At 67.1% G+C, this 24,487-nt stretch carries 23 protein-coding genes and 1 pseudogene; 6 read left to right on the forward strand and 18 right to left on the reverse strand.

Annotated features, from left to right (window positions below; translation table 11 throughout):
• The first annotated feature begins 371 nt into the window (after positions 1–371).
• Together Amac_RS14665 and Amac_RS14670 are read left to right on the forward strand one after the other, a co-directional pair.
• Complete coding sequence (locus Amac_RS14665; RefSeq protein ID WP_155354922.1) at positions 372–1,496, forward strand: acyl-CoA dehydrogenase family protein; 1,125 nt, start codon at positions 372–374, stop codon at positions 1,494–1,496.
• 13 nt (positions 1,497–1,509) lie between these two features.
• Positions 1,510–2,769 (forward strand): acyl-CoA dehydrogenase family protein, encoded by a 1,260-nt coding sequence (locus Amac_RS14670; RefSeq protein WP_218041079.1) that lies wholly within the window; start codon positions 1,510–1,512, stop codon positions 2,767–2,769.
• A 78-nt stretch (positions 2,770–2,847) separates the two neighbouring features.
• Here the strand turns inward: Amac_RS14670 and Amac_RS14675 are convergent, their stop codons facing one another.
• Complete coding sequence (locus tag Amac_RS14675) at positions 2,848–3,888, reverse strand: TetR/AcrR family transcriptional regulator (protein WP_155354923.1); 1,041 nt, start codon at positions 3,886–3,888, stop codon at positions 2,848–2,850.
• Between the two features lie 639 nt (positions 3,889–4,527).
• Here Amac_RS14675 and Amac_RS14680 point away from each other — a divergent pair.
• From Amac_RS14680 to Amac_RS14690, 3 genes are read left to right on the forward strand one after another with little or no spacing between them, the layout of a single operon-like run.
• Positions 4,528–5,589 (forward strand): tyrosine-type recombinase/integrase, encoded by a 1,062-nt coding sequence (locus Amac_RS14680; RefSeq protein WP_218041080.1) that lies wholly within the window; start codon positions 4,528–4,530, stop codon positions 5,587–5,589.
• Positions 5,586–5,936 carry a helix-turn-helix domain-containing protein gene (locus Amac_RS14685; RefSeq protein WP_155354925.1) on the forward strand — a complete coding sequence of 117 codons (351 nt, stop codon included), beginning with the start codon at positions 5,586–5,588 and terminating at the stop codon, positions 5,934–5,936. The genes Amac_RS14680 and Amac_RS14685 overlap by 4 nt, the downstream gene beginning before the upstream one ends.
• A complete protein-coding gene (locus Amac_RS14690) occupies positions 5,936–7,528 on the forward strand; it encodes a site-specific integrase (protein ID WP_155354926.1) in 1,593 nt (530 codons plus the stop codon). The genes Amac_RS14685 and Amac_RS14690 overlap by 1 nt, the downstream gene beginning before the upstream one ends.
• 99 nt (positions 7,529–7,627) lie before the next feature.
• On the opposite strand, the gene Amac_RS14695 is transcribed toward Amac_RS14690, so the two are convergent.
• The 14 genes from Amac_RS14695 to Amac_RS14760 form a co-directional block, all read right to left on the reverse strand.
• Entirely contained in the window at positions 7,628–8,074 is a 447-nt protein-coding gene (locus Amac_RS14695) for a group II intron maturase-specific domain-containing protein (protein WP_218041081.1), read from the reverse strand.
• Positions 8,075–8,167: 93 nt separating this feature from the next.
• Positions 8,168–9,358 (reverse strand): citrate/2-methylcitrate synthase, encoded by a 1,191-nt coding sequence (locus Amac_RS14700; protein WP_170322482.1) that lies wholly within the window; start codon positions 9,356–9,358, stop codon positions 8,168–8,170.
• 66 nt (positions 9,359–9,424) lie between these two features.
• A complete protein-coding gene (locus tag Amac_RS14705) occupies positions 9,425–9,943 on the reverse strand; it encodes a LeuD/DmdB family oxidoreductase small subunit (RefSeq protein WP_155354928.1) in 519 nt (172 codons plus the stop codon).
• Positions 9,944–9,946: 3 nt separating this feature from the next.
• Positions 9,947–11,218, reverse strand: a complete 1,272-nt coding sequence (locus Amac_RS14710; RefSeq protein ID WP_218041082.1) for a 3-isopropylmalate dehydratase large subunit — start codon at positions 11,216–11,218, stop codon at positions 9,947–9,949.
• Positions 11,219–11,341: 123 nt separating this feature from the next.
• A complete protein-coding gene (locus Amac_RS14715; RefSeq protein WP_155354930.1) occupies positions 11,342–11,794 on the reverse strand; it encodes a MarR family winged helix-turn-helix transcriptional regulator in 453 nt (150 codons plus the stop codon).
• A 42-nt stretch (positions 11,795–11,836) separates the two neighbouring features.
• Positions 11,837–12,637, reverse strand: a complete 801-nt coding sequence (locus Amac_RS14720) for an HpcH/HpaI aldolase/citrate lyase family protein (protein ID WP_155354931.1) — start codon at positions 12,635–12,637, stop codon at positions 11,837–11,839.
• Between the two features lie 16 nt (positions 12,638–12,653).
• Positions 12,654–13,085 carry a MaoC family dehydratase gene (locus Amac_RS14725; RefSeq protein WP_155354932.1) on the reverse strand — a complete coding sequence of 144 codons (432 nt, stop codon included), beginning with the start codon at positions 13,083–13,085 and terminating at the stop codon, positions 12,654–12,656.
• A gap of 11 nt (positions 13,086–13,096) precedes the next feature.
• Complete coding sequence (locus Amac_RS14730; protein WP_155354933.1) at positions 13,097–13,552, reverse strand: MaoC family dehydratase; 456 nt, start codon at positions 13,550–13,552, stop codon at positions 13,097–13,099.
• A gap of 46 nt (positions 13,553–13,598) precedes the next feature.
• Positions 13,599–14,867, reverse strand: a complete 1,269-nt coding sequence (locus tag Amac_RS14735) for a CaiB/BaiF CoA transferase family protein (protein ID WP_155354934.1) — start codon at positions 14,865–14,867, stop codon at positions 13,599–13,601.
• Entirely contained in the window at positions 14,867–16,510 is a 1,644-nt protein-coding gene (locus Amac_RS14740) for a thiamine pyrophosphate-binding protein (RefSeq protein WP_281356287.1), read from the reverse strand. The genes Amac_RS14735 and Amac_RS14740 overlap by 1 nt, the downstream gene beginning before the upstream one ends.
• 37 nt (positions 16,511–16,547) lie before the next feature.
• Positions 16,548–18,098, reverse strand: coding sequence for a tripartite tricarboxylate transporter permease (locus tag Amac_RS14745; protein ID WP_155354935.1), 1,551 nt, complete (start codon positions 18,096–18,098; stop codon positions 16,548–16,550).
• A gap of 64 nt (positions 18,099–18,162) precedes the next feature.
• Positions 18,163–18,663, reverse strand: coding sequence for a tripartite tricarboxylate transporter TctB family protein (locus Amac_RS14750; protein ID WP_155354936.1), 501 nt, complete (start codon positions 18,661–18,663; stop codon positions 18,163–18,165).
• A 1-nt stretch (position 18,664) separates the two neighbouring features.
• Positions 18,665–19,681 carry a Bug family tripartite tricarboxylate transporter substrate binding protein gene (locus Amac_RS14755; RefSeq protein ID WP_155354937.1) on the reverse strand — a complete coding sequence of 339 codons (1,017 nt, stop codon included), beginning with the start codon at positions 19,679–19,681 and terminating at the stop codon, positions 18,665–18,667.
• Between the two features lie 620 nt (positions 19,682–20,301).
• Complete coding sequence (locus Amac_RS14760; protein WP_170322484.1) at positions 20,302–21,918, reverse strand: CocE/NonD family hydrolase; 1,617 nt, start codon at positions 21,916–21,918, stop codon at positions 20,302–20,304.
• Positions 21,919–22,652: 734 nt separating this feature from the next.
• Here Amac_RS14760 and Amac_RS14765 point away from each other — a divergent pair.
• Positions 22,653–22,850 (forward strand): annotated as a pseudogene (locus Amac_RS14765) (transposase); the annotation flags it as partial.
• Between the two features lie 147 nt (positions 22,851–22,997).
• On the opposite strand, the gene Amac_RS14770 reads toward Amac_RS14765, so the two are convergent.
• The 3 genes from Amac_RS14770 to Amac_RS14780 are packed head-to-tail and all read right to left on the reverse strand — an operon-like array spanning position 22,998 to position 24,469.
• A complete protein-coding gene (locus Amac_RS14770) occupies positions 22,998–23,618 on the reverse strand; it encodes a dihydrofolate reductase family protein (protein ID WP_155354939.1) in 621 nt (206 codons plus the stop codon).
• Positions 23,618–24,124, reverse strand: a complete 507-nt coding sequence (locus tag Amac_RS14775) for an SRPBCC family protein (protein WP_155354940.1) — start codon at positions 24,122–24,124, stop codon at positions 23,618–23,620. Before Amac_RS14775 ends, Amac_RS14770 begins: the two co-directional genes overlap by 1 nt.
• 3 nt (positions 24,125–24,127) lie before the next feature.
• Positions 24,128–24,469, reverse strand: coding sequence for an ArsR/SmtB family transcription factor (locus Amac_RS14780; protein WP_155354941.1), 342 nt, complete (start codon positions 24,467–24,469; stop codon positions 24,128–24,130).
• Between the last annotated feature and the right edge of the window lie 18 nt (positions 24,470–24,487).

Here is a 24,487-nt window from a genome sequence, read left to right on the forward strand (position 1 = left end):
TGCTACTGCAAAGGATGTATACGGTTATAGAGAACATAGTTTCTGCAATGCCACCATCACATCGCCAGATTGCGCAAAGACGATCCTCTCAGCGCGGCGCGCAGGTGCCCTGCGATCGGGAACTCCACCAACACGCCCAGGCGCGTCGAAGGGCCCGGATCGCCATGCGGCACAGGGTGATCTCCCGAGCCATCGCCACATGGCATGACAGCCGTCCGCCCTGTGGACTTACGTTTCTTATTGATGAGAACGTGGTTATCAAGTAGCGTGCACGCAGCAGGACGTCAGTGCCGTTGGAGCCCGACGTCGCACCTACACCGCAGCCTCCAGCGTCTTTGCGACCCCCGCCATCACCGGAATGAGGGAAAGTTATGGATCGTGACGTGACCCAGGACCAGCGGTACCTGCTCGATGCCTCTGCCCGCTTCATCGAGCAGACGTACCCGCTGGAGCGGGTGCGGGAGAAGCCCTTCCGCGACGCGGACTGGGCAGCCGACTACCGCCGGCGGGCGGCCGAGCTCGGCTGGTTCTCGATGCTGGTCCCTGACGAGTTCGGTGGTGGCAGCGTGTCCGGCAACGGTGCCGTCGACGCGACGCTCGTCGCCTACCTGCGCGGCGGCATGCTGCAGCCGGGTGCCTTCGTCGCGACGAACGTGGTCGCCCACGCGCTCAGCGTCGCGGGGAACGAGGAGCAGCGGGAGAAGGTCCTGGCCGCCCTCATGTCCGGCGAGCAGTCGGCGGCCTGGGCGGTGGGCGCGCCTGCCGTACACGGCCCGGTCGGCGGCACGGTGCAGGCGAAGGCCACCGGCTCCGGATACGAGCTGACCGGGTCCACTAGCTTCATGGTGGACGCCGACACGGCGTCCTGGCTGCTCGTGACGGCGGAGGTCGAGGACGGCGTGTCGCAGTTCCTCCTGCCCGCGGGCCTGCCGGGCGTGTCCGTGACGTCGCTGGAGTCCCTCGACATCACGCGCGCGTTCACCGAGGTGCGCTTCGACCGCGTCCAGGTCAGCGCCTCTGATGTGGTCGGCGAGCCGGGGCGGGCAGCGGAGCCGGCCGCCCGGCAGCTGGCGATCGGGTGCGTGCTCACCGCCGCGGAGTCCGTGGGTGCCATGGATCACGACTTCTCGATGGCCGTCCAGTACGCCAAGGACCGCATCGCGTTCGGCCGGCCCATCGGGTCCTTCCAGGCGATCAAGCACCTCCTGGCGGACACCAGCCTCCTGCTGGAGATGAGCAAGGCGGTCACACTCAGCGCCGCCGAGAACCTCGGCACGGACGACGGCTACGCCCTGGAGTCGGCCAGCATCGCGAAGGCCTTCGTCGGCGAGCACGGCGTCGATCTGGCGCAGAACTGCTTCCAGGTGTTCGGCGGGATCGGCTTCACCTGGGAGCACAACCAGCACCTGTACCTGCGTCGTCTCACGACGGACGCGGCGCTGTACGGCGATCCGGCCTGGCACCGCGAGCGGCTGTGCCGACTGTCGGGTCTGTGACGAGGAATCGGAGATGACAAAGCATATGGTCGACCTCGATGAGTTCCGGGGTGAGGCCCGGACGTGGATTCGCGCCAACCTCGAACGCCGGCCGCAGTCCGACGCCCGAGCGGCCGGGTCCGACGACAGGACCCCCGAGGAGATCGCCGAGAGCCGGGTTCTCCAGCGCAAGTTCTTCGAGGCGGGATTCGCCGGAATCTCCTACCCCGCGGAGTACGGAGGACGCGGCCTCACTCCGGCGCACGAGCAGGTGTTCCGCGAGGAGGCCGCGGGCTATATCACCCCGGATTTCGGCGGCGCCGGCCACGTGATGTTCACCGCGATCGGCCGCTCCCTGCTCGCGCACTGCACCCCTGAGTTCCTGCGGCGCCACATCCCGAAGATGCTGGCCGGCGAGGAGCTATGGTGCCAGTTCTACTCCGAGCCCGACGCGGGATCCGACCTGGCGGGCATCCGGACCCGGGCCGGCCGCGAGAACGACCGCTGGGTGCTGAACGGCGCCAAGATCTGGAGCACCGGGGCCCACCACGCGGACTACGCCATGTGCCTGGCCCGCACCAACTGGGATGTCCCCAAGCACGTCGGTCTGACGTGGTTCGCCGTACCGACGAACGCTCCGGGAGTGCTCGTGCGGCCCATCAAACAGATCACCGGGAGCACGGGGTTCTGCGAGGAGTTCCTCGACAACGTCGTGCTGACCGACGACGACGTCATCGGCGAGGTCGACCAGGGGTGGACGGTCGCCCAGACCATGCTGGTCTACGAGCGAGGGGCCGGCTCGTCCGGATCCGCACCGATCGAACCCCGGATCCTCGCCTCCGACCTGGTCGCGGCCGCCCGCCAGGCCGGACGTGCCGACGATCCCGTCGCCCGGCAGGCCATCGCCCGCGCGCACGTCAACGACTACGCGCAATACCACCTCGGCAAGCGGATCTCCGCCCTCCTGCGGACGTCCAGCAAGCCGCAGCCGGCGATCGCCGCCTACGGCAAGCTGGCGTCGGGCACCCTCGGGCCGATCCGGGCCCGTCTCGCCGTGGAGATCGCCGGACCGCTCGGGCTGCTCTGGCGGGAGGACGACGAACTGGGCGCGGCGACATCGGCCGGCTACCTCAACGGCCGGGTGAGCTCCATCGCCGCGGGCACCAACGAGATGCAGCGCAACGGCATCGGTGAACGAGTCCTCGGCCTGCCCCGGGAGCCCAGTTTCGACTCGACCAAGCCCTTCTCCCAGGTAGTCCGGGACGCACGGAACTGGAGCCACCGGGTCGGCTGACGGCGGAGGACGGACGCGACGAGTGGTGTCGCGCCCGTCCTCACTGTCCGGAAGCTGCCTGCGGCGTTCTTGACGAACTCAGTCGGCCCGGCGTTTCCGAGGACGGCTCGTGTAGCGTTCGACCTTCTCCTTGTAGGGCACGATATCCTCCTCGCTCAGCCGGAACCGCTCGTTCCAGCCTTCCTCGACCTCGACGCCGAGCCCCGCCAGGCAGAAGCGGATCAAGCTCTCGCTGGAGGGCAACGGACCACCCATGAAGTTCCCGAGGTAGATGTTCGTCTGGTAGTTCACGTACGTCAGGAGGAGGTTGACCGCTGCGTTCTCGGGGTCATCGGCCCTGGCGAGGCCGGCTCGCATCACCTTGTCGATCAGCTCGGCGAAGAACTGGGTCACCGGACGCCGCGCCCGACCGAGCTGTTCGGGTGAGACGACGGCGGCCTGCATGGTGTAGGACGCCATCGCGCGGTTGAAGCCCTCGTCGGTGTGCAGCCGCTTGTCGGTCGCGAAGTAGAGCGCCGCGCCCAGCCGGTCGAGCGGCTCGGTGTACTGCTCGACGCGCTGCCTCATCAACTGCGTGAAGGTCCGTTCCGCTTCTTCTACGAGCGCCACCAGCAGGTCGTCCTTGCTAGCGAAGTGCTGGTACAGCACGCGCAGCGACAGACCCGCCTCGGCGGCCACCTTCTGCATCGTGAGGTCCTTGGCGTCGCCCCCGCGGATGAGCCGGCTCGCCGCGCTGATGAACGCCTGGCCGCGCTGCACGGCCTTGTCGGCGGCGAGGCCGAGAGATCGGTTGACAACCCGGGAACGCCAGTCCCTGGCGGCGTCCTCGGACGCGGCGGGCACAAGGGCGGCATCCGCCGAACCCTCAGGGGGCGACGACGACGGGGGCGATCGGCGGAAGGCGGTTCGATCGTCCCCACCCTGCGTGCGCGACTGTGTCACCGTGCGAGTTTCCTTTAGCTCGAGGTTGTAGAACCAGGATATCCGCTGGCGTGAGTCGCGTTGGTCGCAACCGGGAATCGGCTCGCATCCGCATGATGCTCCACGGCAGCCGGGGAGGCGGGCGCCGGCCGGGTGTTCGCGGCAGACGCCGGCCCCGGTCTGCGCCGCGAGATCCATGGCGGTCTCCAGGTCGTGGAGAAGTGGAACAGCGCGAACACTCCCACTCCCTGTTACTGCACTTCTGTCCCACTCCTCACAGGGATACCAGGAGAGGAGAGCAGTCTTTGGACGACGTACGCATGGCTCTGTTGGAGGGGCGTATCGACCTGCCCCCCATCGGCGAGGTTCGGGCAGGGGATCGTCCCTCCATGCCCTACCTGGTCGTCGACGCCAATGGCACCGAGGTTGACCCGATCAGTAAGTACCTGCGGGATCTCGTGCTCGGCGACGCGAGCCCACTGACGTGCCGGTCCTATGCGCAGTCCAGGGTGGACCACACGGGTCTTGGACTCCGACAGCCGCAACCCCAGCGGGGCGAGCACATCGGCGACCTCTTCCCACAGTGCGTCCGCGTGAGCTTTGGCACCACACACCATGATCGCGAGGAGAGTAGGCCGGGGGAATCGCACTAATAAATAACCTCTGAGTTCCCTGGGGTCGCTCCAGCCTGTCGAGCCCCTGGAGCAGGGGGTTCTTGTCCGAGTCATGCTGGTTTTGTCCTCTGAAGAGATCTCGGGATTCCTGAGGTCCTATCGTCTGGGTTGCCGGTCTTGCTGGATCGGTGAAGACGAGGGGGCCCGGTTGAGCCTGGCGGTCGTGCGGGATCTGCGTGAGGTGCGTGCCCCGGCAGGGCCGCAGGTGCTGGCGGCGTTCGAGACCGATGTGCTGGCCGGGTTCGTGCTGGCCCGGGCGGCGGCGGGCATGGCGGATACGACGATCCGCTCGGACGCGCTGCACCTAGAGCAGGTGAGGGCGTGGTTCGGTCGGCCGTTGTGGGAGATGGAGCCCGCTGACGCCGACCGATACTTCGGGAAGGTATTGCGGGCGACGGCCAAGGGCACCCGGCTGGCCCGTTCGCAGGCACTCCGCACGTACTTTCTGTTCTTGGAGATCCGCCACAAGATCGAGATCCATCAACTGACCGGCCGAGTCGTGCAATGCCCGATCGATGAGATGAACCGGCCTCGGGGTGCCGGCCGGGCGGCGTTACGGATCCCGCCCTCGGCGGCGCAGGTGGAGTTGCTGTTCGCCGGATGGCGCCAAGAGCTGGCGACCTGCCGGAAGTACGGGCCGGCGGCCCGTAATTACGCGGCGGCCCGGCTGATGGCCGAGGTCGGGCTGCGGGTCAACGAGGCCAGCCATCTCGACCTGAACGACGTGAAGTGGGAGCTGGGCCGGTTCGGGAAACTGCATGTCCGCAAGGGCAAAGGAGCCCGCGGGTCCGGGCCCCGTGAACGCATGGTGCCATTGATCAACAATGCGGGGGCGACGCTGCGCTGGTTCGTCCAGGACGTGTGGTCCTGCTTCGACGACGATCACGCCCGGCATGGCGCCCCGCTGTTTTGTTCCGAGCGTCGCGACGCTGACGGGAGCGCGGCCCGGGTCGGCAATGAGACATTGCGGGCCGCGCTGGCCGCGGCGGCGGTGAGGCATCTGCCGGACTGGCCGGACCGGGTGACGCCGCACGTCTTGCGGCATTTCTGCGCCTCGCAGCTCTATCTGGGCGGGATGGATCTGGTCGCGATCCAAGAGACCCTCGGCCATGCCTGGGTCGCCACGACCATGAATTACATCCACGTCCATGCCACGCATGTCGAGGACGCCTGGATCGCGGGGCAGCAGCGGGCGGCGACTCGTTTGAAAGGGCTCAGCCCGTGAAGTGGAACCTGCGGCTGGCCGCCGCTCAACGCGGCATCTGGAAGGCCAGCGAGTTGCAGCGAATGCTCGCCGAGGCGGGCCTGGTGATCAGTGCCGGGAAGATGTCCGGCCTGTGGTCGGGCAGCCCGGCCAGCATCAAACTCCAGGACCTGGACGTCATCTGCGCCGTGGTGGGCTGCGGGGTGCAGGAGCTACTGATCGCTGAACCGGTCCAGATCGCCCAGGCCGAAGACCGGCCCGGCCTGGGCGACGTCGGAGAACAGACGGGCTCCTCCCCATCTGCCGGCAGGCCTAGGCCACCGGTTACGCCGCAACGCCGTGACCGACGCTCCCTTCCGCCCGCCTGATGGCTGGACGGATCCGCGCCGACACTCCGATCGGCAGCTGCCCGGGCTGCTTTTCCTGGGGATTCTCCTATGGATCGCAGTCCTACTGCCGGGCCTGCTACGACTTCGTCCGCCGTTACCGCTCCCGCGAATGCGAAGGCTGCGATCGGATCATCGCGATCAAGAAGGGGTACTGCCGTCTGTGCTGGCTGCAGGCCGGCCTCACCGCGACCGGCGGACGCAGACTCGCCCTAGAGGACTTCAAGCCTGCCGGCTGCTGGCAGCTGTCCTTGGCCGGAATGAACCGCCTCGGCAACACCGGCCCGGCCCCCCAGATCTCGGCGGCCGAACCCGCTCTGATCCTCGACCCGGCTATCGGGACGCAGCTGGAGCTGCGTGCTCCCGGTGAGTCCCGGCATTTCGACGCACGGCATTGGGTCGCCGCCACCATCGTCAACGACGCCCTGTCGCAGACCAGGCGCATCGCAGCCGAACTCGCCGAGACCCGCGGCTGGAACAGCCGGATCGTCATCGAGACCGGCCGGGCGCTGGCCGTCGTGCTCGCCGACCACCAGGCCGGAGACCTGATCGCCTGGAGCGGGTTGTCGGCGACCTTGCACTCCCGGGACCTGAGCGTCACCCGCACCGCCCAGATCCTGGACCTTGCCGGGCTCCTGGACGACGACCGGATCTCTTCCTTCGCCGCCCTGAGGCGGGAACGGCTGCAACTCCTGCCCTCGCCGATGGCCGCCGATGTCGAGCACTGGCTGCTCACCCGCAGCAAGGGCGGACCTCGCAGCCGCCCCCGCAACGAACACACCGTCCGCATGAACCTCAACCGGGTCCACCCGCTGCTGCTGGACTGGGCCGGACAGGACTACCTGCACTTGCGTGAGGTCACCGCCACCGACGTGGTCGCGGCCACCGAGTTCCTGCCCTCGACCCGGCGCCGCCAGACCCTCACGGCCCTGCGATCGCTGTTCGGCCACTGCAAGAAGACCGGCAGGATCTTCCGCGATCCGACCCGAGGCGTCCACGACGGCCAGCGCCCCCTGATTCTCATCCAGCCGCTGCGACCCGAGGAGATCGACCAAGCCACGGCCGCCGCCCTCACCCCTGCGGCCCGTCTCGCTCTGGCCTTGGCCGCCGTCCACGCAGCCCGGCCCAAGACCATCCGGGAACTGCATCTTGATGACGTCGACCTCGGCAACCGGCGGCTGACCCTAACCGGTCGAGCCCGTCCGCTCGACGACCTGACCCGCACCCTGCTCCTGGCCTGGCTGCAGCACCGCAGTCTTCGCTGGCCCGGCACCGCCAACCCGCACCTGATCATCAACCAGCAGACCGCCATGGCCACCCGGGCCGTCAGCGAGAACTGGCTGACCGAGAGCTGCCGCGGTCTCACCGCCACCCTGGAAGCGCTCCGGGTCGACCGGCAACTCGAGGAAGCCCTCACCCACAACGGCGACCCCCTCCACCTGGCCGCCGTGTTCGGGATCGACGACACCACCGCCATCCGCTACGCAACCATCGCCCGACAGCTCCTGGAAACCACCGCCGAACAGCACGATCCCGCCGGTTCCCGCGAACCCAAGGGTCAGAACGGCCCATAGAGCATGAAGACCCTCGGGTTCATCCCGAGGAACCTTCAGTTCGCCCGAACTCTGGGGAAACCCCCGGCCTCTCGCAGAACCGGACGTAAACCTCTCGGCTTATCCGGCTCCCATCGCCCAGCCGTCAGGACGCGCGTCGAGTCGCCAGTGCGCGAACAGGCGGGGAGATCGCCGAGCGATCTCGGCCAGCCATACCATCGCGCGCCGTTCCCGGCGTTTGAGCCGCTTGTATTTCCGGCACGCCCAGCCCACCAGGAGGGTGTTGAGGTGCCGGAGGAAGGAGAGCAACCGGGACCGGTAGAAGCGCCCGTAATAGTTGATCCACCCCTGCACGATGCTGTTGAACATACGGGCAAGGTCGTCCAGAGACTTGTCACTGCGCCGGGACAGATGCCAGGAGCGGACCACCGCTCCCATCGCCTTCATCGCCTGCGTGCTGACCGCGGGCAAGAACGACACGAAGTGCTTGCCGTACTTGTTCTTGGCCAGCCGGGGCCGGAACTCATACCCCAGGAACGTGAACCGGATGTGCTCATACGAGCCCATCCGATCGGCGTCCTTGCAGTAGACGATGCGGCCGCATAGCGTTCGTCGCAGAGGTCATGCAGGGAGATGTGACAGGCGCTGACGCGCTGGTCGTCAGCGTGGGCAGTAGACGGAGTGGTAGATGCCGCGGACGGGGTTTTGGGCGTATTCCTCACCGGCGTGTGCGATCCATCCGGTAGATCGGGCGATTGCGAAGATCGCCTCGGCCGCGCCCGGCACCATCTGGCCGACGTTCGCCAGTACGGTCAGGACGAATCCGATGTTCGGGGGCGGCAGGCTCGAAAGCGGTGCGCGGTGCAACGCTGAGTTCACGGGGTCCAGAGCGTCGGGGTCGACGCCGGTGAGCAGGTTCAGGAGAATCCGGGCCCGTGGGTCGCCGTCCGGGTAGGACGCGTGACCGAAACCGGGGACAGGCTCCCCCGTGCGCGGGCGATAGGGGTCGGCCGCGGACCGGGCGCCGTCCAGCAGCGCCGACAGCCCCAGGACCGTCGCGCTCTTGACGGGGCCGCCGTTGATGTCGAGACCGAGGCGGACGATGCCGGAGATACCGACGCCGGCCCGGGCCGCCATACGGACGACCCGCGTCGACTCCGGAAGATCATGGTCGGCGAGCAGGATGAGGGCGGCGTCCAGGACTCCGACCACCGCCGGAGTCGGCTCGCGGGAGCTGAGGCGCGACCACAGCATGGACGCGAACCGGCTCTCGTCACCCGGCCCCTTGCCGGACGCATGAGGCAGCGCGCGTACGGCGGTGGTCAGGAACTCGGCCGCATAGCGGCGGCTGTCGGCGGACCAGCCTTCACCCCGAGGCGGCTTCAGCATCGAGCCCGCACAGGCGGCGGTCATCCGGAGACGATCGAGCGGAGTCGCGTCCGCCGGCAGCACGCGGGCCGCCGCGCGGCACTTTTCCACCAGATCGGCGTCCGCCTCCCAGGGCCCTGCGCTCTCGTTCTCCTCGTCGTCCCACAAGGTGAGCGCAACCTGTTCGAATGAGGAGTCGCGGACCAAGGTCGAGACCTCATGGCTGCGGTAGTAGAGGCAGCCGTTCTTGATCAGTGTGATCGCGGACTCCACCGGCCGGGGGATGTACGAGCGCCGCCAGGCCGTGAGGCTGGCGAGGTGCTCCACGTCGTCGGCGCGCACCTCGCTGCCCCGGCCACTGGTGGACCTGCGGCTGCGCAGGCGGCCACGGCTCACGTACGAATAGACCGTTTCTCGCTTGATGCCGAGCCGCTGGCACGTCTCCTCCATGGTCAGCCACTCACCGTCGATCGTCTTCGCCACTGCGACTCCCTCCTCCATATCGAGTCAGCGGGGCTGGCCGCGTTCCAATCGAACGGGAGGTCCGGGTCAGCTCGCCGCGGCGCGGGGGGCGATGAGGCCGCGGCGCTCAAGCAACTCGATGACGCCCCCGCCGAGCATGATCTCAAGGGGGGTGTCCGCCGCCGGAGTCACCGGAAGGACGTTGCCGTCACGATGGTTGGTCACGGTCCAGTCATCGATGTCCACGGTGATCGAGTCGCCTTCCTGGACCAGGCTGGAGATGCCAGGACACTCGAACGCGGGGAGGCCGAAGTTCATGGCGGTACGGTGAAAGAGCGTGTTGATCGATTCGGCGACGACCACGCCGATCCCGCACGTGCGGAGGGAGAGCGCGGCCGGGCGGGACGAGCCGATTCCGAAGTTGTGTCCCGCGACGAGCGCGTCGCCCTGCTTGACCTCGTCCACCCAGCCGGGGCGATTGGCGGAGAAGACCACTTTCGCGCGGTCCGCTGGGGACCGCCAGAGGTAGGGTCCCGGCAGCATCAGATCAGTGTCCATGTTGTCGCCGAACACCCAGGTGCGGGCGGTGAACTGAGCCCTGGCCATGTTTCAGTCCCTCTCGAAGTAGCCGGAGGCGCGCGCGATACGCCCCTCGATGGCCGACGCGGCGACGGTCGCCGGAGACGCCATGTAGATCTGCGCGCTCGACGCGCCCATCCGCCCCTTGAAGTTGCGGGTGCTGGCGGTGATGCAGACCTCGTCCGGGGCCAGGACGCCGAGGTTGCCACCGAAGCACGCGCCGCAGGTCGCCGGGGTCACAATCGCTCCGGCATCCATCAGAACCTCGACGATCCCCGAACGCACGGCCGCGAGGTAGACCGCCTGGCTCCCTGGAGTGACGATCAGGCGGGTGCCCGGCGCGACCTTGCGGCCACGCAGCACCTGCGCGGCGGCCTCGAGGTCGTCGAGCATGCCGTTGGCGCAGGACCCGATGAACGCCTGGTCGATCCTGCGGCCCTCGACCTCGGCGATCGCCACCGTCTGGTTGAGCACCCCGTCCGGCAGGGCGACGAGCGGTTCCACGGCGCCGAGGTCGATCTCACGGCGCGCCACGTAGCGGGCATCGGGGTCCGGCATCGTCGGACGGGGCACGGCCCCGGGATTCCGCTCGGCGAGGTAGCCGAGCATCAGGTCGTCCGGTTCGAAGACGCTGAAATTGGCCGAGAGCTCCGTGCCCATCGTCGCGATCGTCCTGCGGGCGTTCATGTTCAGTGACGCGATACCGGGCCCGCCGTATTCGATGTTCTGGCCGGTGTGCGCGCCCCAGCGGCCCGCGATCATCAAGAAGACGTCCTTGGCGGAGACTCCGGGGCGGAGGCTGCCGTGCAGGTCATAGCGTACGGTTTCACCGGCGACGAACCAGGTCTGTCCCGTCACCGCGGTGTAGACCATGTCAGGTCGCCCGACCGCGATCGCGGCGCAGTTGAACGCGCCGAGAGCGCAGGCGTGGGAGTCACTGTTGACCAGCACGGTTCCCGGGATGGCGTAGCCGTTCTCGGCGACGATGACATGGGAGATGCCCTGGTCCGCGCCGACGTCGTGTAGTCGTGTGATTCCGAAGCGGGCGGCGAACTGCCTGGCGAGACGGTGGGCTTGCGCCGTCATCTCGGTGTTCGCGGGTACCAGATGATCGAGGACGATGGCGATCCGCTCGGGATGCCGGACACTGATCACGTCGTCCCAGCGCTCTTCGGAAAGCCTGGCCGGCTGGAACGTGGAGTCGAGCATCACGATGGTCTCCACGTCCACCGTCACCGTGTCGCCGGCTCTGACTTCCTGCACCCCCGCGGAACTCGCGAGGATCTTCTCGGTCATCGTCATGCCCATTGGCGTCACTTCCTGTCAGTAAATCGAAGTCGATCTCAATTTACTTGTCATGACGACAAGTAAATTTAGCATGCTTATGCCACCGTTGACCAGCATGTTCTCGCCGGTGAGCGGGGCTTAGATCTCGCCGTACGCCTTGACGCGGTCGACGAATTCGCGAAGAGTCTCGTGGAGGAGTCTGCGCCGGTCGCCCGGCATGTCGGCGGCGGCTCGCTCGATTACCGTGCCCTGAAGCACGCGCATCGTCGCGAACAGCGACTGGCCCTTGGGAGTGACGCGGACCAGGATCTGACGGGCGTCGCCGCCGCTTCTCCCGCGAACGACCAGACCCTCGGCGACGAGCCGGTCGACCAGCCTGCTGACGGAGGACGGCGAAAGGCCCATACCCTGGCCGAGCTGGGTCTGAGTCCGGGGGCCGTGCCGAAGTCGGCGCAGCATCCGAGCCTGAACCAAGGTGATGTTGGCGCGCTGCTCCAATTCGTACTGGAACGGCTCGATCAGAGTTACCGCGTCCAGATAGACCCGGAGCAGGTCCCTGCTGGTGAGCTCGCCCTCGGCCGGCTCCGACATGACCGAATCATACGTCGTCACGCCTCGACCCCCATCGCAGGCTCAGGCCGGTGTGGCACGGCCGAGCCTGAGCAGGTTGCGGGCTCGCTCCGCGACGGGCGCGTCGACGAAGTCACCGGCGGGCGTCCGGGTGGCCGCCTGACCGGCCGCGTCGAAGGCCCGTACGATCTCGCGGGCGTGCGCGAGTTGCGACTCGGACGGGGTGAAGACCTCGTTGATGACGTCGACCTGACCGGGGTGGACGGCCACCTTGCCGAAGAACCCCAGTTCGCGGGCCGCGACGGCCTCCCGGCGCAGCGCGTCCAGATCCCGGATGGCCGCGAAGGCGCTGTCGACGGGGGGCACGGCCCCGGCCGCGCTCGACGCCATGACGACCTGGCTTCGCGCCAGGAGCATGGACTCCCAGCCCGTTCCCGACCTCAGATCCCTGCTCAGGTCCTGGATACCCATCGAGAGCCCCGCGACGCCGGGCGCCGCCGCGATCTCCCGAGCGGCCAGCACGCCACGTGCGCTCTCCAGGATCGGGTGGAGCCGAGCGTCCGGCGCGCGGGCGGCGACCCAGGCCAGATCCTCGGCCGACTCGACCTTGGGGACCTTGATGTCCGCGCAGAGACCACCAATGGCTTCGAGGTCCCGCTCGGCCTGCTCGGTCCGCACCGCGTTGATGCGGACGTACGCGGGGCGGCGCCCGAGCACCTCGGCGACGAGCTTGCGCGCCTCGGCCTTGCGCTCCGGCGGGACCGCGTCCTCCAGGTCGAGGATGACCGCGTCCGCGCCGCAGTCGAAGACCTTCCCGAGCAGCTTCGCCGAATGTCCCGGCGCGTAGAGATAACTTCGATGCACGGCCAACGCTCCCGTCTCAGAGCACGTCGACGGAGGCCGTGCCGGCCATGACGACGGTGCCCTCCCCCGTCACGCAGCTGACCGCGAGCTGGACCCGGCTGCCGGGCGCGCTCTTCGCCAGCCCCGTGACCTCGACGCGTCCGGTGATCGTGGCACCCGGCCTGACCGGGGCGAGGTAGGCGACGGAAAGAGCGCCGCTGGTCAGCCAGGAGCGGGGAAAATGGCGAAGCAACAGATCGTCGACAAGGGCCAGGGCGAAGGGGCCGGAGGCGATCGGCCCGCCGTACTCGCTCTTTCCGGCGAAGTCGCCGCTGTAGTGGATCGGGTTCCGGAAACCCAGCGTGTCGGTGTACTCGACCATCAGGTCCTGGGTGATCTCGCGGGACGTTCCCTCGATCACGGTCTCGGCCTCGCTCTCGTTCGTCGTTGTGTCTGCGGTGACGGCCATAGTGAAATCCTTCAGCTCGGCCAGATACGGGTCCGGCGTCCCCAGATGACCGGGCTCCCGACGTTCCTGGTGGTCTGCGAGTCCATGACCACGTACAGGCGCCCGCGCTTCTCGTACTTGGCGTGCACGGTGGTCCGGGTGGTCAGGGTGTCGCCGACGTAGCACGGTCCCTGCATCCGGAGCTCCTGCTTGGCGTACACCCCGCCGGGAGGCAGCAGCACGCCAGGGACCGCCGCGACGAACTGGTAGGCGGCGGCATACGCCGGCGGCATCACCGCCTGCTCGTGCCCGCTCGCCCGGGCGGCCTCGGAGTCGACGGCGACCGGTGCGGTGTAGGCGAGAATGCGAATGACGTCGCGGTAGCGCTCTGGGGTGAGCTCGAACTCGGCCACGAACTCCTGGCCGATCGTGAAGTCGTCGTAGTGGTGGACCTTGCTTTCGGCCGGAATGGCCGTCGGGGTGTTCACAGGTGGGGATCCTTCCTGCTCGTCTCTTGTCGTTTGTTCGCGGAGCTCAGTCCGCCGCGTGGACGGTGCCGTCGGCGATCAGCTGATCGATCTCCTTCGCGCCCAGACCGAGAGAGCCGAGGATCGCCCTCGAGTGCTGGCCCAGGTCAGGAGCGCCGACGCGGACCCGAGCCGGGGTCCGGTCCATGGTGAACGGTGGGGCGAGTTGCCGGATCGGGCCGGCAACCGGGTGGTCGGCATGCGTGGTGAGCTTCGAGTGGATGGCCTGCGGATCCTCCAGGGCCTCGGCGATGGTGTTCACCGGACCGCAGGGGCAACCCGCACGGTTCAGCGCGTCGATCCACTCCGCCGCGCTCTTCGTGATCAGCACGTCCTCAAGAGCGGAGATCAGCTCGCGGCGGTGCGCGACCCTGCCCCCGTTGTCGCGGAAACGCTCGTCCGCGATCAGCTCGGGCTTGCCGATCGTCGTGCACAGGCGGGCGAAGGAGCGGTCGTTGCCGCACGCGAGCAACATCGGGCCGTCGCCAGCTCTGACCAGCTGGTACGGGGCCAGCACACGGTGCGCGGAGCCGTTCGGGTTGGCCACTTGCCCAGTCGCCCACAGGTATGCGGTCTCGGTGACGGTGAAGGCGAGCCCGGCACGCAGGAGCGACGTCGCCACCCGTTGGCCCAGGCCGGTACGGGTCCGCTCATGCAGGGCGGAGAGGATGGCGATACAGGCCAGCATCCCGGCACCGAGATCGGTCAGCGGGACTCCGATCTTGGCCAGTTCGCCGTCCTCGGAGCCGGTCATGCTCATCAGTCCTGTGGCGCCCTGGGCCACGAGGTCGAAGCCGGGGCGGTCGCTCGACGGGCCGTCCTCGCCGAACCCGGTGATCGAGCAGTAGATGATTCCCGGGTTCCGTGCCTTCAGCGCGTTGTAGCCCAGGCCGAGCCTGTCCATCACCCCAGGCCGGAAGTTCTCCAGGACCACGTCCGCCCCCGCGACAAGGTCGAGGAACAGGGTACGGCCGTCGCCGGTGCGGATGTCCAGTGCCAGACTGCGCTTGTTCCGGTTCACCGCGTGGAACTGCGGAGAGGATCCCGCGATGGAGACGGTGCCGGCGCTGCGCACGTCATCGCCGCCGCGGGGGCGCTCGACCTTGATCACATCTGCCCCAAGGTCGCCCAGCAGGGCTCCGGCGTACGGACCGGACAGGATCTGGGTGCAGTCGAGGACGCGGACCCCGCTGAGGGCCCCGTCCGGGAAAGCCGCTGTGTTCAAGGTGAAGTCGTCTCCTTCGGACGCATCGGTGCCGGTGAACTCGGCTGCCATCACGAGGCCCGCAGGTCGCGAAGCTCCGACAGCCGGGCGGCCGGCGTGATCAGGTCGGGGTCGAGGACGGCGTCGATGATCGTGACCCCGCCCTCGTGGTGGCCGAGCCGCAACGCGTCAGCGAGCGCGCCGCCGTCGTCCACGCGGATGCCTCTGGCCCCGAAGGCGCGGGCGTACTGCGACAGATCGACGTCGCCGATCGCGGTCGCTGCGGGCTTGACGCCCCGCAGCGCCTGATGCATGGCGATGGTCCCGTGGAGGCCGTTTCGCATCACGAGCACGGTGAGCGACAGGTTCTCACGGACCGCTGTTTCGATCTCCTGGCCGGTCATCAGAAAACCACCGTCGCCCACGACGCTGATCACGTGCCGGCCGGTCGTCGCCAGCGCACCGGCGACGCCGGCCGGCACCGCGTACCCCATCGCGCCGTTCGTCGGCGCGAGCTGGCTGCGCGGGTGATCGAAGGTCCAGAAGCGATGCAGAGATGCGGCGAAATTGCCCGCGTCGCTGGCCACAATGGTGTCGCGTGGCAACACCGCCGTCATGGTCGCGACGACCTCCACCGGATCCAGACCCACCGACGCCCGGCTCGGCGCGGGGCGGGTGGACGCCACGAACGCCGACCGCTCCACGTCCCAGTCGCGCGGCGTCGCCGGTCCGCCGAGGCGCCGGAGCGCCCGCACCGTCTGCCCGACGTCCGCGACCACGGCGAGATCGAGCGCGGCATGGGCGGCCAGCGTGGCCGGCTCGGTGTCGACCTGGCAGACGTAGCTGGTCGGCGCTGGGAGCGTGAACCGCTGGCTGGTCACCTCGGTCAGCCGGGTTCCTAGCACGAGGACGACATCGGCGCTCCGCAGGGCCGCCAAGGTGCTGGGGACCGGCGCCAGACCGAGGTGGCCCAGGTAGTTGGGGTGGTTGTTGGGAAAGGCATCTTGACGCCGGAACCCGGTGTAAACCCCTACCCCGAACTCCGCGGCGAACCCGACGAGGTCGTCGCGGCAGGCCACGGCGCCTTCGCCCACGATGGCCACCGGCGCGTGCGCCTGCCGGAGCCTGGCGGCCAGTGCGGACATGGATTCCGGATCCGGGGCACCCGGGGATGTGGCCGGCACGGGCAGCGAGCTGATCGTCGCGAATTCGGCGTCCAACACGTCCTGCGGGACGGTGATCGCCACCGGCCCCGGGCAGCCGGACGTCGCGACGCGAAGCGCGTACGAGGTCAGCTCGTCGAGCCGGTCCCCCCGGGTGGCCCGCAGGGCCATCTTGGTGATCGGAGCGTACATCGTGGCGAGATCGACCTCTTGGAACGCGCCGCGATAGCTCAGGTCGGTCTCGACGTCGCCAAGGACCACCAGCATCGCGGTGGAACCCTCGTGCGCGGTGTGCACGCCGATCGACAGGTTGCAGGCACCGGGCCCGCGGGTCGCCATCGCGACCGCGGGTGCCCCGGTGAGTCTTGCGTCCGCCTCCGCCATGAACGACGCCCCCGACTCGTGCCGGGTGGAGATCAGCTGGATCTCGTCATGATTGTCCGCTGCCTCCAGGAGCGGCAGAAAACTCTCGCCGGGCACTGTGTAACAACGCCGCACCCCGTGTGCGGCCATGGCTTCCACCATGGCGGCACCGGCATTCTTCTTCGTCAATTCATCTCCAGAAAGTCCGTTGCCGACTGCGCGACGGCTAGTTGGCCGACATCACGATGGGTTGTTCCGCCGGTCCCGCCGGTCCGTCGTCAGAGGTGCGGTGGCGTCGCCTGCGCAGTGCGGGCATGATCAACTGGAGGACCAGGATGGCGAGCACGACGATCACCACGATGAGACTGAAGGGCCGTTCGACAAAGATCAGCAGGGATCCGCTGGAGATGAGCAGGGACTGGCGGATCGCCGACTCCGCCAGCGGGCCGAGCACCATGGCGATCACCGTAAGAGCCGGCGAGTAGCCGTTGACACGCATGAAGAAGCCGATGACGCCGAACACGTACATGATCAAGACGTCGGCCACGCTGGTATGCGAAAGGTAGGCGCCGACGGTGGCGATGACGACGACGATCGGCCCGATGTACTTGAAGTGCACCCGGACCACCCGGGCAAGCAGCGGAATACCGGCGATACAGATGATCAGCAGGACCACGTTGCCCAGGTACATGCTCGCGATCACCCCCCAGGCGAACTCGGGGTTCTCTCGCATCAGCAGCGGGCCAGGCTGTAGCCCAACCACCAGGAACGCGCTGAGCAGGACCGCGGTCGCGGCCGAACCTGGAATCCCGAGGCTCAGCAGCGGCATCATCGCGCCTGACGTCGCGGCGTTATGCGCTGCCTCCGGCGCGGCGAGCCCCTCGACCGCACCCTTTCCGAAGCGCTCCGGACGCTTCGATACGGACTTCTCGATCGAGTAGGCGCTCAACGACGCGACGGTCGCGCCGGCCCCGGGCATGGCGCCGAGCGCGAAGCCGATGAGCGTCCCGCGCAGGGTGGCGAACCGCGAGGATTCGACCTCCTCCCTGCTTGGGCGGAAGGTCAGCTTCGGAAGCGCGGCTGCCGCCTCAGGCCCTTTGCGGTGCTGGCCGGTGTAGATCGAGTAGAGCACCTCGCCGATGGCGAAAAGGCCGACCGTCACCGGGACCATGTCGATTCCGCCGAGCAGGAGCGGGTTACCGAAGGTGAAGCGCGACTGCCCGGTGACGAGGTCGATCCCGACGGTGGCGATGGCGAAGCCGAAGAGCGCCGAGAGCAGGCCTTTGATCTTGTCGTCCCCCACGATTCCGGTCATCAGCGCGAGTGCCAGGATCACCAGCATGAAGAACTCGGGCGGTCCGAGTGAGCCGGCCAGACGCGACCCGATCGGCGCGAGGAGGCACAGCAGTACGAGGCCGAGCGTGCCGCCGAGGAACGAGGTCACGGCGTGGATGACCAGTGCCTGCCCTGCGCGGCCGCGTGCGGCCATCGGGTAGCCGTCGAAGGAGGATGCCACCGCGTTGTCGTGGCCGGGCATGTTGATGAGAATGGCGCTGACGCTGCCGCCGTACATCGCCCCGTAGTAGACGGCCGCCAGCATGGCGATGGCCGGGAGCGGGTCAAGTGTGAACGCCAGCGGAAAGAGCAGGACCATTCCGGCGATCGAGCCGAGGCCCGGGATCAGCCCGATCATCATGCCCACCATCACACCGATGGCGAGGTAGCCGAGATTGGCCCAGGTCAGCACGTCGGAGAAGCCGTGCAGAAGGTTAGACATGTGGATCCTAAGGAACCGCGCGGGCGGTGGAATCGAAGTTCGGCTCGGTGCGGCGGCCGCGAGCCTAGAAGGAGATCAAGGCGCCGTTCGTCAGGGCGTTGAGCCCGAACACGATCACGATCGGGATCGGCAGGACGATCAGTATCGACCTGATCCGTCGTTCGCTGACCAGGAACATCACCGCGGCGACGCAGAACAGGATCGTGGCGATGAGAACGCCGGCGGTGAAGAACAGGACGATATAGCCGAGGGCGAGCGCGGCCAGTACGGCGCAGTCCCTGGCGTGGACGCGCGCCGTGCCGGAAGCTTCCTGCCCGGCGGACTGGTCCGAGCGGGCTCGGAGCAGTTCCTTGACCAGGCCGGCCAGCGCGAAAGCCGAGAAGAGCACACCGAGAATGAGCGGGAAGAAACCCGCGCCAGGCTGGTCGTCAGCCCAGAAAACAAGCGTCGTACTGAGCAGCGTGTAGGTCACCGCGACGGCAAGGACCACCCCGGGGAAGATCGCCCGCAGACGGCGGCGTGACGGCCCTATCCGCCGCACCGGGTCCGTTTCCGGCGCCGCCATCTCAGAGCACCCCCGCCTTTGTGAGAACGGTCTGGTAGGTCGTCTTCAACTCGGTGATTCGGGTGCCGAAGTCAGCGGCGTAGGCCTGTTCCGATGTCACAAATCTGGCCGACAGGTATTCCTTCCATTCCGGCGTCTGCGCGATGAATTTCATCATGTCGACCCAATAGGTCTGCACCTTCGGGTCAGTCTTCGGCGGCAGCACGATTCCGCGGGGAGCGTAGGCGTCGACGGCACCATAGCCGGCTTCGGTGACGGTGGGGACGTCCGGGATTTGAGGTAGGCGACGTGGTCCGCCGAAGACAAGCGCCCGGATATCACCGGATCGCAATTGCCCGCTGATTTCACCGGGGTTTGTCACTATCGCTTCGAGGCTGTCCGACAGCAAGCCGGTGGTCAGCGTTCCTGACGTTTCGAAGGGGACGAAGTTGGTCTTGCATCCGGCCGCGCCGCACAACTCCTGGGTAAAAATGAATGCTGCGGAGACCTTACTCGTGCCACCCACGGAAAGGGCTGACTTACGGGCCGCGGAGAGGAAGTCGTCAAGCGTCTTGTAGGGGGAGTCACGTTTGACCGCAAGGACGTAGTCGTCCCGTCCCATCAGTGCGACCGGCGTGAAGTCGGTGATGCTCCACACGGTGTCGGCCTGCAGTGGAACCGTGATCGTGCTGCTTACGGTCGGGCTGAGCACGTACGGATTTCCCGCGCTCTGGTAGAGCTTCGTGTAGCCGGTCGCACCGCTTCCGCCCTCGACGTTGTCGACCTCCATGGGCTGCGGATATTTGCCGTACTTGTTGATGATATTGACCATCGTCCGGACCATGAGGTCGGCGCCGCTGCTGGAGCCGTATGGGACGAGCCACTGAAGTTTCTTGGAGGGGTAATTGTCCGGATTGGCAGCTGTGCTGTCGGGTACGCCGCAGGAGGTCACCGCCACGATTCCGAGAAGAACAACCGGAAGCGCCTTCGAAGATCGGGACACGACGCTATTTTTGATGCGATTGATTGATGACTTCATATAACTGATCTTTCCTTCCAGTGCTCAGCCAATTTGCGGCCGCATTCCGGTGAGCGGCATAAAATCCGCCTGGACGGCCTCGTTTGAATTCGGGCCTTAGTGCCACTCACCGGGCCTGGAAACATATGGTGTTACCAACAAGTGAACGGGTCAAGATTGATCGGCGCAATCAATGTTTCGCCACTCTAACACCACGCCTAGACGAATGGTGATCAACGATGTGGGGCTTCGCGGTGGCCCGGGGTCATCCCTGCCTCCCCGCGAGACGGCGGGTCCGCCGTGACAACGCCTCAGCTACGTGCGGCCAGGGCCGTCGCGGAGCCGGTCGGCCAACCTGGAATTTCCGGTTACTCGGTCCGGCCTAGCGATCACGGACCGCCCACACGATGCCGGCGCACGCGTTCGAACGGGACTGGTGCGCCGTCGTTTCGTTCGGACTTGGGACGAGCGCGATGCTCTCGTCGGCGAGCAGTGGCGTTCAGCGCGTTCCAGGTCGAGGTCCCGCGGCGAGAAGTCCCTCGCGATCTTCCAAGACGCGAGGGACCTCCGCCCAGACATACGCGGGTACAAACCCCCGGATGGTGTTATTCAAAAGTTCGCCCCTGATGGCGTACGGCGCGTCACGGCAATGAAGGCAGTCCGCCACCTGTCTGGAGCGACCGAGATGGCAGCATCGGTAGGTTGAGCCGAGAGTCGAACACCACATTATGCTGCACGTCGTACACGCCATTTTCCAGCGTGCTCAGCTGTGGCTCGTTCGGGAAGGCGCAGGTGGAGACACCCGGATCCCGACAAGTGTTCAGGTCCGACTGAGTTGTCAGAACCAGTCGCAGCCGGTGTCCGGGCTTCAGCGCAAACATCCGGGCATTGAACTGGATGTCGTACCGGGTGACTTTTCCAGGTACGACGGGCACCGCTTGCGTGTAGGTCTGGAATGGCCTGATGCTATCGCCATTCGCGTCGAACCACGATCTGGTGTGGTCGACCGTGCGCATCGAGCCGATCATCGCACCCATGGTGAGCCGCGCCGTGGTTCCGTCTGGAGCGACGTCGAATAGTTCCGCGATAAGTTCCAGATTCGCGTTGCTCGAACTGGCGTAGATGGTCGCGACAGGCGATCCGACGAGGGTGACGCCATGAGTCAGCGGGTCGCTCGTGTATTGAAGGACGGCACCGGTCTGTGGTGCAGCCCAAGCGATACGGTCACTTCCCGCCGCAGGCCTTGGCTTGGACTTGGTCAGCCTGCCATCTGAGTTAAGATACAAAGGTTTGTAGTCGGTAACCGTCGGATAGCGAGATGGCGCATCGACCCACCGATCTGTGCCCATCTCGTAGAGGTGGACAGGTGTCGCAGTCTCACTGAGACCGTCGCCAATGCCCTTCAGCCAGAAATCGAACCACGCGAGGACCGCCGGGTCGTTCGCGAATGCGCAATGGCGCTCGGGACCCATAATCAACTGGTACCGCGGTGTCGCCTGCCGGCCAGGACGCATCGGGGCCCAGACATCCCTGCCCGCCGCAGCGTTCTGGAGCATCGAATATGTCTCGACTGAGCTCGAACTGTAGTACTCGTCGTACCAGGACGACCTGATCAATACGGGAATTCCGCTCCTCACGACGTCTTCGATGACATAGGCAGGCTCGCGCTCCTGCCACCATTGCCGGTTGAATGAGCGATCTCCGCCGGTGTCGAGTTCCGCACCGACTTGCAGTCCCAACTCGGCGGCCGAGGCACTGCCGGCAAGTGCCCCCCAACCTGCGATCAGCGTCCGCACGGTGCCGTTTGGCATCCCCCCGAAGAACTCCGCCTGGCGATACAGGAACCCGCCGGCGCCGGTCGGCACCATGGCCTTCACCGGCGAGCCGGGGCCGAGCCTCGCAGCGGTGAAGTACTGGTTCAAGCCCATGTATGAGCAACCGGCGAGCCCGACCGAGCCATTGGACTCGGCGAGGCGGGAGGCCCAGTAAACGAAGTCAACGCCGTCTTGCTTCTCTCGATCACAGAGGAAGCAGTTCACACCGCCGGCCCCCCACGAGCCGCGGGCCTGCCCGACGACGTATATGTAACCGCGGGATACCAGAAAGCGTTGGTACGCGACTGGATCCGGCGCCCGGCGGGCTGCGGGGTTATACGGGGTTACCTCGACCAGCACCGGAAACTTTCCCTGCGCCCGCTGCCCGGTGCTCGAGTTCGTCGGGTACCAGATATCCGCATAGAGAACGACCCCGTCGCTCATCTCTACTGGAACGTCGGTTTGGTACCCAACCCCGTACTGCTCTGGACGCGGCTGGGGATCACCTGCCACCCGAGAGTCGGCCGCGCGAGTGGCCGCCCCGTTCTCGGGAGCAAGAGCGCTCCCCATGGCGTTGGCCGGGACCGCCATGATGGCGGACATCGTCAGCAGAAGGGCTACGAGGCATAACCTCGTGCGGCGCCCACGCCGAGCCGCCCGTCTCGGCCGTTTCGCGTTGTTTCCTATGACCTCGAACTCGATCATTGGCACATCCCGTTCCTGTGCAAAGATTGTAATCTATGTAATCATCTAACAGATAGGAGAAGACAGGTCAAGATACCTGCTGAGCGAACAGGGCTGTCGACCGCGTCGGGATCACAGGGTTCGCTCAGAGCGGCTAACGCGAGCTGGTCAGGCGATTCTCCGGAACCGCGCCCAGCGCCTGGACAGGCTGCCGAGCGGCACCGCCACCGGGCCGGTCACCATCGCCCGCTGCCCAACTCCACCCGGCGGAGGCCGCATCCTATAGCTGATTAGTACTCTGTCCGATCAGGAGGTGAAGATCGCCACAGCAGCGGCCACTCCCGGTACGCGAACTGGAGCTCTGTCCGGCCGCCAAGAGATCTCTGAGTCGACAGTTCGAGGATCGCCAACCTCGTGAAGCGTGCCCCTACACGGCCATCTCCCCGGGCTCGCTCGAGCGGATCGGCGGGAGGCGGCAACCCGCCGCGCGGCGCGACCCGCACTCGCCCTGGCAACGCGGATCGAACGAGAACACCAACGGCCAGTACTTCCCCAAGGGCACCGACCTATCCGTCCACAGTCCCGAGCACCTCGCCGCCGTTGCCGCACGCCTCAACGGCCGACCACGCAAAACGCTCGGCTGGGAGAATCCCGCCGAGCGTCTCGCTAAGCTTCTGGCGACAACCAGTTGATCACTTGTGTTGCAACGACCCCTTGAAACCGCCGAGGAGCGTTCGGGCCGAGATCGCGGCCCGAACGCTCTCCCTTCCTGACGCTCAGAGCGTCGAGGGTCTCACCGCGCTGCTGACTTCGGCGGGGAAGCGCTGAGGTCGAGACGGTTACCGCTCCCGGACTTCGTAGGTCAGGTGGGTCACCCGCTGCGTCGGCTCCGCGCGGACCGGCTCCAGGGCCACGCGGCCCGCGTCCACGCCCTCGAACAGGCGGATTCCGGAGCCGAACAGCACGGGTGAGAGCGCGATCGAGAACTCGTCGATCAGGCCGGCGTTCACGTACTCCAGGATCGTCGCGCCGCCGCCCGCGATGCGGACGTCTCGGTCGCCGGCGGCCTCGCGGGCCTGGTCGAGCGCGGTCTCGATGCCGTCGTTGACGAAGTGGAAGGTGGTCCCACCCGGCCGCTCCCAGGGGTCACGCTTCTCGTGCGTCACGACGAAGACCGGCGTGTGGAACGGCGCCTCCTCCGGCCACATCTGCTCGCCGGCGTCGAACATGCGCTTGCCCATCACGCTCGCGCCGGTGCGCTCGAACGTCTCCCGCACGATGTCGTTGTCGCGGCCCTCCTCGCCGCCCTCGCCCAGCTTCAGGTTCTCCCGGATGAACCGCAGCGGGAACATCCACTGCTGCAGCGCTATCCATTGCCGCCCCATCAAATCCTCGAGGGACTCGGGTGCGATGAAACCGTCCAGCGACATCGACACGCTGAAGAACACTTTTTTGGCCATTAGTTTTCAACTTCCTTTCGAACGATCTCGGTGACGTAGGCAGCCAGGTTGCTCAGGGTCTGCTGGCCGCCCTCGATCGCGTGGTACTTCTCGACCGCCTCGTCGCGCAGCTCCTTGGTGGGGAACACCGTGCGCATCTCGATCCGGGTCGCCGCGCCGTCGGGCGCGAACGTGAGGACCGACTCGAAGGCGTTCGGGTCGCCGCGGGACTCACCGTGCAGCAGCGCGATCCGCTCCGGCGGGGCGATCTCGGTCCAGGTGATCCACTCCTGGTAGTCCGTCCCGTCCGGTCCGTGCATCACGAAGTCCCACTCCCCGCCGACCCGGAACTCGAACGCCCGCGTGGTGGTGGTGAACCCCTCCGGTCCCCACCATCGCGACAGGTGCCGGACTTCGGTGAACGCCTCGAACACCAGCTCTCGTGGGGCGTCGATGACCCGGGAGATCACGATCTCGCGGTCGGCTGTCGCTGACTGCGCCGGCGCGTCCCGTCCTGTCGCTGCCATCGGTTACTCCTCCTGCCTTGCCTGCTTGAGGTCCTGCACGTACGCGTCCAGCCGGTCGAAGCTCTCGTTCCAGAACCGCTCGAACCCGCCGGTCCACTCGTGGATCGGTCGCAGCCCGCGGGCGTCAAGGCCGTACAGGCGCTGCTTGCCTGCCTTGCGGTCCCGCACCAGCCCCACCTCCCGGAGCACCCGCAGGTGTTTGGACGCGCCCGGCTGGGTCATCCCCAGCTCCTGGGCCAACTCGGTCACCGGCCGCTCACCCGCCCGCAGCAGTGCCAGGATCTCCCGGCGCTGCGGCTCGGCGATCGCGTTGAAGACGTCCGACGTCGTCGCTGCTCGTGCCATGGGCAGCATCATATGCCG

The sequence above is a fragment of the Acrocarpospora macrocephala genome, from assembly GCF_009687865.1.
GTDB classification, from domain to species: Bacteria; Actinomycetota; Actinomycetes; order Streptosporangiales; family Streptosporangiaceae; genus Acrocarpospora; species Acrocarpospora macrocephala.